The following is a 12,763-nucleotide window of genomic DNA, read 5'->3' on the forward strand; positions in this document are numbered from 1 at the left end:
GCGTGGTGCTGCGGGGTACTGCGGGGGCGGCGCTCGCGCGGTGGCGCGTGTGCGGTGAGTGGACCCAGCGTCACTGATTGGTGTTACCAGGGCATGACCGACTGGTCAAACGGTGATGAAACATTGACGCGGCCCACCAGGTGTCTCCCTTGAGGGAGCCTAGGGGCCGCGTCGCCGTGGTGTTACTGCTTGGTAAGACTTTGTGCGCGAATTCACACAGTCCGCGTCACGCGGTCGTCCGGTGGTCCATCGCCTGCTGGTACAGCCGGCCGGCGCGGTACGAGGAACGCACCAGCGGACCCGACATCACACCGGAGAAGCCGATGTCCTCGGCCTCCTTCGCCAGCTCCACGAACTCGGCCGGCTTCACCCAGCGCTCCACGGGGTGGTGCCGCGACGAGGGCCGCAGGTACTGGGTGATCGTGATGAGTTCGCAACCCGCGGCGTGCAGGTCCTTGAGCGCCTGGGTGACTTCCTCGCGCTCCTCGCCCATGCCGAGGATCAGGTTCGACTTGGTGACCAGGCCGTACTCGCGCGCCTTGGTGATCACGTCGAGCGAGCGCTCGTAGCGGAAGCCGGGGCGGATCCGCTTGAAGATCCGCGGGACCGTCTCGACGTTGTGCGCGAAGACCTCGGGGCGGGAGGCGAAGACCTCCTCCAGCAGCTCCGGGACCGCGTTGAAGTCCGGGGCGAGCAGCTCGACCTTGGTGTGGCCGCCCGCGCGCTCCGCCGTCTGCTGGTGGATCTGGCGCACGGTCTCGGCGTACAGCCAGGCGCCGCCGTCGGGCAGGTCGTCGCGGGCGACACCGGTGATGGTGGCGTAGTTCAGGTCCATGGTGACCACGGACTCGCCCACGCGGCGCGGCTCGTCGCGGTCGAGGGCCTCGGGCTTGCCCGTGTCGATCTGGCAGAAGTCACAGCGCCGGGTGCACTGGTCGCCACCGATGAGGAAGGTGGCCTCGCGGTCCTCCCAGCATTCGTAAATGTTCGGACAGCCCGCTTCCTGGCACACCGTGTGCAGTCCTTCGCCCTTCACCAGGGCCTGCATCTTGGTGTACTCGGGACCCATTTTCGCCCGGGTCTTGATCCACTCGGGCTTGCGCTCGATGGGCGTCTGGGCGTTACGGACCTCCAGGCGCAGCATCTTGCGTCCGTCGGGTGCGACTGCGGACACGACCGGCTCCCTGTGACTTCGATTCTTCGGCGCCCACCAGGGTACGCCCGTAATTTCATATGTTCTTACGTCGGCCAACCTGCGGGCGGCCGGACCCATTCCCGCAGGGTCAGGAGGCCGCGGGCTCCACGACGCGCGGCCGCGGCTCGGCGCCCTCCAGGACGTCCTTCAGGTGGCCCTCGATGACCGGCAGCACCTCGGCGATGGTGATCTCGCGGCCCAGTTCGTACGAGAGCGAGGTCACACCGGCGTCGCGGATGCCGCAGGGGACGATCCGGTCGAACCAGGTGTTGTCGGGGTTCACGTTGATCGCGAAGCCGTGCATCGTGACGCCCTTGGCGACCCGGATGCCTATCGCGGCGAGCTTGCGGTCCTCGCGGCGCTGGCCGGCGTTGGAGGGGGCGTACTCCGGCCCGTTCAGCCGGGGGTCGAACTCCTCGTCCGCGAGGCGCGGGTCGAAGTCCAGGGACAGCCCGCCGATCTTCGGCCGGTCCTCGACGGGGTCGCCGAGCACCCAGACGCCGGAGCGGCCCTCGACCCGGGTGGTCTCCAGGCCGAAATCGGCGGCGGTGCGGATCAGCGCGTCCTCCAGCCGCCGGACGTGGGCGACCACGTCCACCGGGCGGGGCAGCTTCATGATCGGGTAGCCGACGAGCTGGCCGGGGCCGTGCCAGGTGATCTTGCCGCCGCGGTCCACGTCGACCACCGGGGTGCCGTCGAGGGGGCGCTCACTGTCGGCCGTGCGCCGGCCCGCCGTGTAGACCGGCAGGTGCTCCAGCAGCAGACAGGTGTCCTCGGTCTCGTCCGCGAAGCGCGCGGCGTGGACCCGCCGCTGCTCTTCCCAGGCCTCGGTGTACTCGACGGCATCCGGCCCGAAGCCCAGATGGACAAACCGCAGCTCAGCCACCGCAGCGCCTCCTCATTGAACCCGCTGTGCGTGCATATCGCACCCATATCGCACCCACCCAGCGTACGGCTCCCCCGCGGCCGGTCGGCAGCGCCCCCGCGCGGCCCCCTAGTCCTGGGCCGGAGGCGGAGCCGGGAGGCGCCGGGGCTGCCGGCGGCCCTTCGGCGGCCGGTCCGGGTCCTCGTCGGCCCGCGGCAGCCGCCGGTGCCCCTCGGAGTGGTCGTTGACCCAGCCGCACACCCCGCAGGCGTAGCGCCCGTCGAGCCCGGCGATCAGCGTGCCGCACCGGCGGCACTCGGCCTCGGTGATCTCCGGCGCGGGAAGCGGGGCCGTGGATTCCGGTACGGGCTCGTGGGGCCAGCGGGTCATGCCCGCAGCTTATGCGGGGGCTCGGGGGCAGTCCGTAAAGAGCCTGCCCGGTTCTTCGCACGATCGGATGAATGTGGGATAGAAGGGGCGGTCCGGGCAGTGTTCGCCGCTACATTCACGCCGTTCACAGGGCCGGGACACCGGTCCGTCACGTCAGGAGACCGTGGAGCCGATGACGGAACGACCTGCCCAGCGCGTCCCCAACCGGCAGCTCGCGGCACTGATCGCCGAGGCCGGGTTCTCCAATGCCGGGCTCGCCCGCCGCGTCGACCAGCTCGGGCTGGAACACGGTCTCGATCTGCGGTACGACAAAACCTCGGTCACCCGGTGGCTGCGCGGCCAGCAGCCGCGCGGGACCACCCCCGCGCTGATCGCCGAGGTCTTCACCCGGCGGCTCGGGCGGCGGCTCTCGGCCCAGGACCTCGGGCTGGACGCCTGCGCTCCGGTCTACGCGGGGCTGGAGTTCGCGGCCACCCCCGAGGAGGCGGTGGACATCGCGAGCGGCCTGTGGCGCAAGGACTCCGGGTCCCACGCCGAACTGCGGAAGATCGCCTTCACCCCCGCCGGACTCGTCGTCCCCAGCCGGGACTGGCTGATCGGCCGGGCCGACGAACGGGTCGGCCGCGGCGCGGACCCCGGCGCCTCCCGGATCCCGGCCCAGGGCCGGTCCACCGTGCCCCGCCAGCGCCAGATCGACCGCGGCCCGGGCCAGCGGGTCACCTCCGGGGACATCGCCGCGCTCAGATCGGTCGGCGAGCTCTTCCGGGCCCTGGACCACGCCTACGGCGGCGGTCACGCCCGCCAGGCCCTGGTGCGCTATCTGGAGCACGAGGCCGAGCCGATGCTGCGCGGCACCTACGGCGAGAACTCCGGGCGGCGGCTCTTCGCGGCCGCCGCCGACCTGACCCGGCTGGCCGGCTGGACCTCGTACGACATCGCCGCCCACGGACTGGCCCAGCGCTACTTCGTGCAGGCCCTGCGCCTCGCCCAGGCCGCCGGGGACCGGCCCTACGGCGCCTACGTGCTCGTCACCATGAGCCGCCAGGCGGTCTACCTCGGCCACGGCCGGGAGGCCGTCCAGCTGGCCCGGGTGGCGCAGCAGGGCGTCGGATCGGGCCCGCCCCAGGTGGTCCAGGGGCTGCTGCACGCGGCGGAGGCCCGGGGGCACGCGGTGCTCGGCGAGGTACGGGCGGCCACCGCCTCCCTCGTACGGGCGGAACGCGCGCTCGGCGCGGCGCGCCCCGGTGACGACGTACCGCACTGGGCGCGCACCTTCGACGAGGGGGAGCTGGCCGACGAGTTCGGGCACTGCCACCGCGACCTGCAGCAGTACCGGGCCTCGGCGCAGCACGCGGAGCGCTCGCTCCAGCTGCGGGCGCCGGGCTTCGCGCGCTCCCGGCTGTTCTGCCGGGTGGTGCTGGCCACGGCCCGGCTGGGGCTGGGCGAGCTGGACCAGGCGTGCGCGCTGGGCGCGGAGGCGGCGCAGCAGGCGATGGAGATGCGCTCGGCGCGCGCGGTGGAGTACGTACGGGACTTCGAGCGGCGGCTGGAGCCGTACCGGGACGCGGCGGCCGTACGGACCTACCGGGACCGGGTGGCGGCCTTGTCGTAGGCCCTGTCGTAGCGCCGACCGCAGCCCACTCCAGCCTCGCCGGCGATTGAGGCGCCCCCGGAGGGCCAACCGAGCGGCACCAGCCCGCCGACCCGAGTCGCGCCCCGGACGCACCGGGGGCCCGGCCCCCTTGAGGGAACCGGGCCCCGTACTGGGTGGTTTCAGGCCGCCGCCGGCACGGGCTCCGCGGCCGGCACCGGGATGCCGAAGTCGCGCAGGACGGCGGTGGTGGCGCGGCGCGCCGAATGCAGGGCGCCCTGCACCGTGTTGGTGTCCCGGTGGTCGCCGCATACGTACAGCCCGGCGAGCAGTCGGACCGTGCGCCGCGTGTCGTACGGCGCGGGCATCGCGGGGACGGCCTCGGGCGTGTGGTGGACGGCGAGCAGCTCCCAGTCCCGGGTGGAGGTCTCGTAGAGCCGGGCGAGGCGGGAGGCCACCGTCCGGGCGGGCGGCGGCGGACCGAGGACGGTGGTGCTGACGAGCGAACGCCCGGCCGGGGCGCGGCTCGGGTCGACGGCGCTCATCACGGTGGTGTGGGAGACCGGCCAGGTGGGGTCGCCGTCGAGCAGCAGCGATCCGTCCCAGGGCAGTGGGGCGGCGGTCGCGTGGTGGATGACGGTGATCTGGTGGAAGCGGGGCACCCGCAGGCCGGGCAGCAGCTCGGCCGCGGCGCGGGCGCCGGTCGCGAGCAGGACGGAGCGGCAGGCGAAGTCGCCGTGCTCCTCGGTGGTCACCAGGTTGGTGGCGACCGAGCGCACCCGCACGCCGGTGCGCACCGTGCCGGGCGGCAGCCCGGCCGCGAGGAGCGCGGGCAGGGCCGCGGCCCCGCCCTGCGGTACCGCGAGGCGGCCGCGGGCGAAGCGGCGCAGTGCGAGGTCGGCGACCCGGCTGGAGGTGGTGAGTTCCGGGTCGCAGAGCAGGGTGGCGAGCAGGGGGCGCAGCACGCCGGTGACCGTGCGCGGGGGCAGGGTCCGGGTGCGGAGCGCGGCGAGCGCGGTGCGCTCGGGGCGGGCCAGGACCCGTTCCTCGGGCAGGGCCGCGAGGCGGCCGAGCGCGGCGCTGAGCCGGGCCTGGTCGAGCGAGCCGCTGGCGAGGGCGCGGGCCGGGGTGAGGGCTCCGGCCCGGAGCTGTTTGCCCTCGCTGTGGACGAGGACGCCGGGTGCGAAGGGCCGCAGGACCAGGTCCTCCAGGCCTGGCGTGCGGGTGAGTTCCGGGTACGTGGTGTTGAGGAGCTGACCGACCCGGTCCAACCGGAATCCGTCGGTCCGCTCGGTGGCCATCCGGCCGCCGGGATCGCCGGCGGCCTCCAGGACGGTGACGCTGACCCCCGCTGCGATCAGATGGTGTGCCGCCGCGAGTCCTGAGACTCCGGCTCCTACGATGACTACGTCCGCATGGTGTGCGCTGCTGAGCACGTGCCCCTCCCCGAGGTCGGCGCGGCTTGTCTGGTCCTCCTTCCCCCAACCAGCTCCAGCAGAACCCGAGTTGGACGCGCATTTTCGAACAGATCTGGTTGCATACAGGTCGCACTACGGACACATACGGGTCGCATGCGGGTCACAAACGGTCGCACGCCGAAGGGCGTCCGCCCGCCGGTGCGCCCCGGGTACGCGCCCCCGGTCCGCGCCCCCGCGCGCCCCGGGCTTCCCCCGCGCGACTACCCCAGCGCGGCCCGGATCGAGTCCTCGATCCCCGGGTCGCGGAAGCGGAATCCCGACTCCAGCAGCCGTGCGGGTCGCACCCGCTGACTGCCCAGCACGTCCCCGGCGAACTCCCCCAGCACCAGCCGCATCACCGGCGCCGGTACGGCGCACACCGTCGGCCGCCGCAGTACGCGCCCCATGGCCGCGGTGACCTCACGGTTGGTCAGGGGCTCCGGGGCGGTCAGGTTCACCGGGCCCGACAGCTCCGGGGTGACGATCAGGTGGCGCAGGGCCGCGATCTCGTCGTGCATGGAGATGTACGACCAGTACTGGCGGCCGTTGCCGAAGCGGCCGCCGATGCCCGCCCGGAACACCGGGAAGAGCTTGCCCCAGGCTCCGCCCTCGGCCGCGACGACCAGCCCGGTCCGGGCGAAGACGGTCCGGACCCCGGCCGCCGCCGCGGGGGCGGCGGCCGCCTCCCACTCGACGCAGACGGAGGGCAGGAAGCCGTGGCCCGGCGGGGCGCTCTCGTCGACGGCGCGCTGTCCGGTGTCGCCGTAGTAGCCGATGGCCGACCCGCAGACCAGCACGGACGGCGGCCGCTCCAGCGCCGCCACGGCGGTGGCGATCGCGGCGGTGCCGAGGACACGGCTGTCCCGGATCTCCCGCTTGTACGCCGCCGACCAGCGGTGGTCGCCCACCCCGGCCCCGGCCAGGTGCACGACGGCGCCGCTCCCGGCCAGCGCGCCGGGCGCGACGTACCCGCGGCGCGGGTCCCACTCCGCCTCGTCCGCCGCGGCGGGGGCGCGCCGCACGAGCCGCACGACGTCATGCCCGTCCGCGCGCAACGACCGCACGAGCGCCGTCCCAATAAGCCCGGCCGAGCCGGTAACCACGATCCGCATCCCCCCATCCTGCCTCCCCGCCGAGCCGGTCCACCTTTAGCCCCGCCGGGGCCAAATCCAGCCCCGCCGGGCCACCCTCAGCTCGCCGGGGCCAAATCCAGCCCCGCCGGGCACCTCCAGCCCCGCCGGCGTTTGAGGCGCGGGGTCCGGGGCGGAGCCCCAGGCGCTGCCGCCACCTCCAGCCCCGCCTGGCACCTCCAGCCCCGCCGGCGCTTGAGGCGCGGGGTCCGGGGCGGAGCCCCAGGCGCCGCCGCCACCTCCAGCCCCGCCGGCGTTTGAGGCGCGGGGTCTGGGGCGGAGCCCCAGGAGCCCCGCAGGGGGCAACGGCCCTTGCGGGCCGCACCGGGCTCCGCCCGGACCCGCGCCTCAAACGCCGGCGAGGCTGGAGATGGCCCGGCCGGGCAAGGCATGCCCGGTGGGCGAGGCTGAAGCTGCCCGGCCGGGCAAAGGGTGGCGGCGGGCGCGGCTGGGATGGCCCGGCGGGGCCGAAGGGGGCCCGCGGAGGCGGAGGGCGGCCCCGGAGGGCGGCGGTCAGGTGGAGCCGAGGGCCGCCCCGCAGGGGGGCGGTCAGGTGGAGCCGAGGGCCGCCCCGCAGGGGGGCGGTCAGGTGGAGCCGAGGGCCGCCCCGCAGGGGGGCGGTCAGGTGGAGCCGAGCCAGGTGCCCACCGCGTAGGTGACGGACATGGCCACGGCGCCGCCGGCCACGTTGCGCAGGACCGCCCGCCCCACCGGCGCCGCCCCGAGCCGCGCGCTGACGACCCCGCACAGCGCCAGCGCACACAGCACCGCCCCCGCGGTCACCGGCACCCGCCACCCCGCCCCCGGCAGCACGATCGCCAGCAACGGCAGCACCGCCCCGACCGTGAACGCGATCAGGCTCGCCAGCGCCGCATGCCACGGGTTCGCCAGCTCGTCGGGGTTGATCCCGAGTTCCACCCGGGCATGGGCCCGCAGCGCGTCCCGTTCCGTCAGCTGCTGCGCCGCCTCCCGCGCCACCTCCTCGCTCAGCCCGCGCGCCTCCAGCAGCCCGGCCAGCTCGGCCAGCTCCGCTTCGGGCTCTTCGGCGAGTTCCCGCCGCTCCATCTCCAGCGCGGCCCGTTCCGAGTCCCGCTGGGAACTCACGGACACGTACTCCCCCGCCGCCATGGACAGCGAGCCCGCCAGCAGTCCGGCGACCCCGGCCGTCAGGATCTCCGGGCGGCTCGTCGTCGCCCCGGCCACGCCCACCACCAGCCCGGCCGTGGAGATGATTCCGTCGTTGGCCCCGAGCACACCGGCCCGCAGCCAGTTGAGCCGGGTGCTGATGGCCCCGCTCTGCGATTCCCCGTCGTAGTCCGTCACGGGTCCACTCTCGGTCACGCGGCCGCCCGGCGTGCGCGCCGACGCCCCTGGTACCAGGGTGGAGTGGTGAGACGCGGACGCGAGGAACCGGGCTGGCTGCGCGGGGAGCCCCCGCCGCGCTGGGCCCGGTTCGCGCCCGCCGTGGCCCTGGTGGTGCTCGTGGCCGCCCAGGGCCTGACCCCGGGCAACGTGGAGCTGGGGTTCTTCCTGGCCGGACTGCCTCCGGTGGCGGCGTTCTCGTACGGGGCGACCGGCACCGCGTTCTTCGCCGCCCTGGTGCTGGCCCTGCTCGGCCTGCCGGGCCTGGGCGTCGGCCATGCCCGGGGCACCGACCTGGCGACGGTGGCCGCCATCGGGCTGCTCAGCGTGGTCATCGCCTGGGTGCGCAAGCGCCGGGACGCACAGCTGGTCAGCGTACGGACGGTGGCGGAGGCGGCCCAGCTGGCCGTGCTCCCGCCGGTCCCGCCCGCGGTGGGCCCGGTGCGGTGCGCCGGGCTGTACCGGGCGGCCCAGTACGGCACCCTGGTCGGCGGTGACCTGTACGACGTACGGGCGGGCCCGCACGGGGTCCGCGCCCTGGTCGGGGACGTCCAGGGCCACGGGCTGGCCGCGGTCGCCACGGTCGCGGCGCTGCTCGGCGCGTTCCGCGAGGCGGTGCTGGACGACGCCGGGCTGACGGCGGTCGCCGCCCGCCTGGACCGCCGCCTGCGCACGGACGCGGAGAACACGGCGGACACCGAGGTGTTCGCGACCGCCCTGCTGCTGGAGTTCCCGCCCGCGCTGGACCTCGTACGGATCGTCTCCTGCGGCCATCCCCCGGCGCTGCTGCTGCGCCACGGCTCGGTCACGGAACTGGCGGCGGAGCCGGGCCCTCCGCTCGGCCTGGGGCTCCTGGACCTGACCCCGCTCCAGGTCGCCGTCACGGCGCTGCGCCCCAGCGACCGGCTGCTGCTGTACACGGACGGGGTGACCGAGGCCCGGGACGCGATCGGGGCGTTCTACCCGCTGGCCGACCGGGTGCCCGCCCTGCTGGCGGGCAGCCCGGCGGACCTCACGGGACTGGCGAACGCGGTGTGGCGGGACCTGGTCCGCTTCACCGACGGCGGCCCCCGGGACGACGTGGCCCTGCTCGTCCTGTCGGTCCCGGCACGCTGACCCCGGGGGTCGCCAGGGTCCCTGGGACCCCGGCGACCCCCGGCGGCCGGTGAGGCTCAGCCCGCCTGGCGGATGAACGAGCGCACCATCTTGCAGGTGACATTGGACGGCCGGTGGATACCCACCCGCACCGCCATCGTCCGGATCTTCCGGTTCGTCGCGCGCTGAGCGTCATACGTCCCCGTGTCGAGCAGGGATATCGCCAGCCGCATCGCCTTGAGACGGCGGTTGTGGCTCTCGTACCACTCGCGGGGCAGACCCGCGGGCAGTGCCTTCTTCTTGGGCATCGAAATGATCGCGGCAGCGGCCATCTACAGCCTCCCAAACGGTAGTTGGCTTCCTGTCGTGCTCCCTCGATTTTACCGGGGACCACTGACAAAAGCCCCTGGCCAGACAGCCTCGCTAGGCTTCGGCCCATGGAGATCTGGATCAACCCCGCCTGCTCGAAGTGCCGCAGCGCGCTCACCCTCCTCGACGCCGAAGGCGCCGACTACACGGTGCGGCGCTACCTGGACGACGTACCGTCCGAGGACGAGATCCGCACGGTGCTCGGCCGCCTCGGCCTGGAGCCCTGGGACATCACGCGTACGTCCGACCCGCTCGCCAAGGAGACCGGCGTACGAGAGCTGCCGCGCGAGGCGACGGACGCGGCGCGGGCCCGCTGGATCAGCCACCTCGCCGCACACCCGAAGCTCATCCAGCGCCCGATCATCACGGCCGACGACGGCACGGCGGTCGTGGCCCGCACGGACGAAGCCGTCCGCGACGCCCTCTCCCGCCACGCGTAAAACCGCTGGCCACGCTAAAACTGCTGGCCACACCCCCTCACCGGTCCGTAGCGTCGGTGCGCATGACCACTTCGCCTTCGCTGCGCACCGCACGCCTCACCCTCGACCCGTACACCCCGGGCGACGAAGAGGACTTCGTCGCCCTGTTCCAGGACGAACGGGTGTCGCGGTGGATGGGCGACGGGCCGGCGCCGGAGGCCGACGACCGCGCCCTGTTCGGGCGGATCTTCACGAAGGTCTACGCCCAGCAGCTCTTCGACGTCTGGGCCGTCCGCCGCGACGGCGCCCTCGTCGGGCACGCGGAGATCAAACCGACCACCGAGAGCGGCGGCCACGAACTCATCTACGCCCTGTCCCCCGCCGCCTGGGGCGCGGGCCTCGGCACGGAGATCGCCGAGGCGCTCGTCGCCTACGCCTTCACCACCCTCGCCCTGACCGAAGTCCACGCCACGGTGGCCGCCGAAAACGAAGCCTCCCTGACCCTGCTGACCCGCATCGGCTTCACCCACACCAGGGACGTCCGCGAGCGGGACGGGGGCGTGACGCGGGTGCTGACGCGGGTGGGGGTGTAACTGGGGGCCCGGCTGGCGCCGGGTGCGGCTTCGCCGCAAAGGGTGCGTTGTGCGCGTCCGGGTCGGGGAGGTTCCGGGGGCTGCCCGCCAGTTCAACTGTCTCTTCGCGGTGCCGCGCCCTGTCAAGGGCGCTCCCTGCGGTCGCGTCGCTACGCGATGGCCTACGGCCACCCTTGACAGGGCGCGTCCCCACGAAAAGCCAAGAACTGTCGGGCGGCCCCCGGGGGAAGGCATGGGGGACAGGAGCCACTTACCGGGATTCCGGGCGGGTGGGCCGGGGGCCAGGTGCGGCCAAGCCGCGCCCTCCGGGCGAAACAAGCGACAAGCCGCACCCAAATCGCTACGCGCTCCTCCGAGAGCGGCGTCTGCGGCCCGTTTTGGGCTGGTGGCGGGTGCGGGGAGGCCGAAAGCTCGGCCAGATGAGCATGGAGTCGGGTCAAGCGACTCTCGACACTCAACACCCCTTCAAGATGCACCTTTTGCGGCGCTTTGGACCCCTCACTTTGGTGCGGACGGCTGCCAGACCCGTCTCCACTTCGGCCTGACGGAAGTCCCAGGCACAAACAGCCCGCAGACGCCTCCCCGAGCGCAACTGTGTAGCGATCTGAGCGCGGGTCTGTTGCTTGTCGTCTGTTCGCCCGGAGGGCGCGGCTGGGCCGCACCCGGCCGCTGGCCCACCCGCCCAGAACACCGGGTCGTGGATCAGGTCCCCCACGCCTTCCCCCGGGGGCCGCCCGACAGTTCTTGGCTTTTCGTGACGGGGCGCGCTGTCAAGGGTGGCCGCAGGCCATCGCGAAGCGACGCGACCGAAGGGAGCGCCCTTGACAGGGTGACCCGGCACGAAGAGACAGTTGAACTGACGGGCAGCCCCCGGACGATCCCCGACCCCGGACGCTCGAAACACAGGTAAGGGCGGCGCAGCCGCCCCCCCGGCCCCGGACACGTAAAACACCGGCCCGACGGCCGAGTTGGCCGGGCTCACGGGTGTCCGGCCCGATCCCGGCCTGATGGAGTGGGACTACGGCGGCTACGAGGGTCTGACCGCGGCGCAGATCCAGGAGACGAGGCCGGGCTGGGACCTGTGGCGGGACGGCGTCATTCCCGGCGACGCCACCTGCCCTGGTGAGTATCTCCAGCAGGTGGCAGCGCGCACAGACGCGGTACTCGACCGGATTCGGCCCCTGTTGGACGACGGCGATGTCGCCGTCGTCGCCCATGGCCACCTGGCGCGCGTGCTCACCGTGCGCTGGCTCGGCCTCGACGCATCCGCCGCCCGACTGCTCGGCCACCCGCACCCCGGCACCCTCAGCTTCCTGGCCACCGAAGACGGGCAGCCCGTCATCGGCGCGTGGAACGTCCCGTAGCGGTCTCGCGCCGCCTCAACCCGCCTCGCGGCCATGCCGGTTGAGGTGATCATCCCCTAAGCCAGCCACCGCCCCACCGCCTCCACGACCTCCACCGCCCCCGTGAACGGGAGTGCGTGGTGCGAGATCCCGGGGAGTACGTCGACCACCGCGCCCGGTATCGCCGCCGCCGCGCGCGCCGCGCGTGCGGCGGAGTGGCATCGGGCGGCTCCTGCGAAGACGGCCAGCAGGGGCACATCCGCCCCCGCGCCCACCCCCGGTACCGGGCGCGCGCCCGTGACGGGGCGGGTGGCCGGGAATCCGGCTGCCGCCGTGCGCACCCGCAGCCAGGCCGGGTCGAGAGGGGCGCCACCGGTCTCCCAGGCCAGGAACGAGCGGATCCGCTCGGGCGTGGGGCGCAGCAGCATCGGCAGGGCCCGCGCCACGTAGCCCGGGCGCAGTCCGGTGAAGACCTGGGTGGGGTCGAGCAGCACCAGGCGCCGCAGCCGTTCGGGGCGCTGGGCGGCGTAGTGTGCGGCGATCCATCCGCCGTAGGAATACCCGCCCAGCTCCACGACCCCCTCCCCCTCCCCCAGCCCCAGTCCGTCGAGGACGGCGTCGAGCCACTCCGCGAGGTCGGCGGCCGTGCGTAGTGACCGCCCTTCGGCCGGCACGCTCATCCCGGGTTCCCCCACCAGGTCCACGGCGTGGACCCGCCGTTCCCGCGCGAGCCCGGCCCGCAGGCAGGCCCCCCACACCAGCGACGAGGTCCCGCCTCCGGGGAGGAGTACGAGCGGCGGGGCGCCTGCGGGACCGGTGCTGTTGACGCGGGTGAGGCCGTAGGGGGTCGGGATCATGCGGGCGCCGGGCGGGCCGGGCCACTGGTGGAGCGCGGCGTCGTACGCGGTACGGAAGTCCTCGTAAGCGGCGGTACGGAAGGTGTCCACGCGATAA

General features: G+C 73.9%; 13 protein-coding genes. 5 read left to right on the plus strand and 8 right to left on the minus strand.

Annotated elements, in window-relative coordinates:
• Positions 1-226: 226 nt before the first annotated feature.
• The 3 genes from lipA to OHS33_RS10240 form a co-directional block, all read right to left on the minus strand.
• Complete coding sequence (gene lipA / locus OHS33_RS10230) at positions 227-1,174, minus strand: lipoyl synthase (RefSeq protein WP_330330071.1); 948 nt, start codon at positions 1,172-1,174, stop codon at positions 227-229.
• Positions 1,175-1,283: 109 nt separating this feature from the next.
• Positions 1,284-2,081 carry a lipoyl(octanoyl) transferase LipB gene (lipB, locus tag OHS33_RS10235; RefSeq protein ID WP_330330072.1) on the minus strand — a complete coding sequence of 266 codons (798 nt, stop codon included), beginning with the start codon at positions 2,079-2,081 and terminating at the stop codon, positions 1,284-1,286.
• Positions 2,082-2,189: 108 nt separating this feature from the next.
• Positions 2,190-2,450: a hypothetical protein gene (locus OHS33_RS10240; RefSeq protein WP_330330073.1), complete on the minus strand. Its 261-nt coding sequence runs from the start codon at positions 2,448-2,450 to the stop codon at positions 2,190-2,192.
• A 172-nt stretch (positions 2,451-2,622) separates the two neighbouring features.
• On the opposite strand from OHS33_RS10240, the gene OHS33_RS10245 reads away from it, so the two are divergent.
• Positions 2,623-4,062 carry a regulator gene (locus tag OHS33_RS10245; protein ID WP_330330074.1) on the plus strand — a complete coding sequence of 480 codons (1,440 nt, stop codon included), beginning with the start codon at positions 2,623-2,625 and terminating at the stop codon, positions 4,060-4,062.
• Positions 4,063-4,223: 161 nt separating this feature from the next.
• Here OHS33_RS10245 and OHS33_RS10250 read toward each other — a convergent pair whose 3' ends face one another.
• The 3 genes from OHS33_RS10250 to OHS33_RS10260 all read right to left on the minus strand — a co-directional run bounded on the left by OHS33_RS10250 (position 4,224) and on the right by OHS33_RS10260 (position 7,951).
• On the minus strand, positions 4,224-5,477 hold the full coding sequence (locus tag OHS33_RS10250) for an FAD-dependent oxidoreductase (protein ID WP_330330075.1): 1,254 nt from the start codon (positions 5,475-5,477) through the stop codon (positions 4,224-4,226).
• Between the two features lie 242 nt (positions 5,478-5,719).
• Entirely contained in the window at positions 5,720-6,610 is an 891-nt protein-coding gene (locus OHS33_RS10255; RefSeq protein ID WP_330330076.1) for a TIGR01777 family oxidoreductase, read from the minus strand.
• Between the two features lie 639 nt (positions 6,611-7,249).
• Positions 7,250-7,951, minus strand: a complete 702-nt coding sequence (locus OHS33_RS10260) for a VIT1/CCC1 transporter family protein (RefSeq protein WP_330330077.1) — start codon at positions 7,949-7,951, stop codon at positions 7,250-7,252.
• 66 nt (positions 7,952-8,017) lie between these two features.
• Between OHS33_RS10260 and OHS33_RS10265 the strand changes: the two genes are divergently transcribed.
• Complete coding sequence (locus OHS33_RS10265; RefSeq protein ID WP_330330078.1) at positions 8,018-9,106, plus strand: PP2C family protein-serine/threonine phosphatase; 1,089 nt, start codon at positions 8,018-8,020, stop codon at positions 9,104-9,106.
• Between the two features lie 56 nt (positions 9,107-9,162).
• Here OHS33_RS10265 and OHS33_RS10270 read toward each other — a convergent pair whose 3' ends face one another.
• Entirely contained in the window at positions 9,163-9,417 is a 255-nt protein-coding gene (locus tag OHS33_RS10270; protein WP_330330079.1) for a hypothetical protein, read from the minus strand.
• Positions 9,418-9,522: 105 nt separating this feature from the next.
• Between OHS33_RS10270 and OHS33_RS10275 the strand changes: the two genes are divergently transcribed.
• From OHS33_RS10275 to OHS33_RS10285, 3 genes are all read left to right on the plus strand, one after another.
• Positions 9,523-9,894: an ArsC/Spx/MgsR family protein gene (locus OHS33_RS10275; RefSeq protein WP_330330080.1), complete on the plus strand. Its 372-nt coding sequence runs from the start codon at positions 9,523-9,525 to the stop codon at positions 9,892-9,894.
• A gap of 62 nt (positions 9,895-9,956) precedes the next feature.
• Entirely contained in the window at positions 9,957-10,466 is a 510-nt protein-coding gene (locus OHS33_RS10280; protein WP_330330081.1) for a GNAT family N-acetyltransferase, read from the plus strand.
• A 968-nt stretch (positions 10,467-11,434) separates the two neighbouring features.
• Positions 11,435-11,830: a histidine phosphatase family protein gene (locus tag OHS33_RS10285; protein WP_330330082.1), complete on the plus strand. Its 396-nt coding sequence runs from the start codon at positions 11,435-11,437 to the stop codon at positions 11,828-11,830.
• 56 nt (positions 11,831-11,886) lie between these two features.
• On the opposite strand, the gene OHS33_RS10290 is transcribed toward OHS33_RS10285, so the two are convergent.
• A complete protein-coding gene (locus tag OHS33_RS10290) occupies positions 11,887-12,756 on the minus strand; it encodes an alpha/beta fold hydrolase (protein WP_330330083.1) in 870 nt (289 codons plus the stop codon).
• Between the last annotated feature and the right edge of the window lie 7 nt (positions 12,757-12,763).

Origin of the sequence: Streptomyces sp. NBC_00536, from assembly GCF_036346295.1 — a bacterium.
Taxonomy (GTDB): Bacteria; Actinomycetota; Actinomycetes; order Streptomycetales; family Streptomycetaceae; genus Streptomyces.

Excerpts from the sequence above, each read along its gene's own strand:
- OHS33_RS10240 (WP_330330073.1), bottom strand. The coding sequence starts at position 2,450 with ATGACCCGCTGGCCCCACGAGCCCGTACCGGAATCCACGGCCCCGCTT.
- OHS33_RS10245 (WP_330330074.1), top strand. The coding sequence starts at position 2,623 with ATGACGGAACGACCTGCCCAGCGCGTCCCCAACCGGCAGCTCGCGGCA.
- OHS33_RS10255 (WP_330330076.1), bottom strand. The coding sequence starts at position 6,610 with ATGCGGATCGTGGTTACCGGCTCGGCCGGGCTTATTGGGACGGCGCTC.
- OHS33_RS10270 (WP_330330079.1), bottom strand. The coding sequence starts at position 9,417 with ATGGCCGCTGCCGCGATCATTTCGATGCCCAAGAAGAAGGCACTGCCC.
- OHS33_RS10275 (WP_330330080.1), top strand. The coding sequence starts at position 9,523 with ATGGAGATCTGGATCAACCCCGCCTGCTCGAAGTGCCGCAGCGCGCTC.
- OHS33_RS10280 (WP_330330081.1), top strand. The coding sequence starts at position 9,957 with ATGACCACTTCGCCTTCGCTGCGCACCGCACGCCTCACCCTCGACCCG.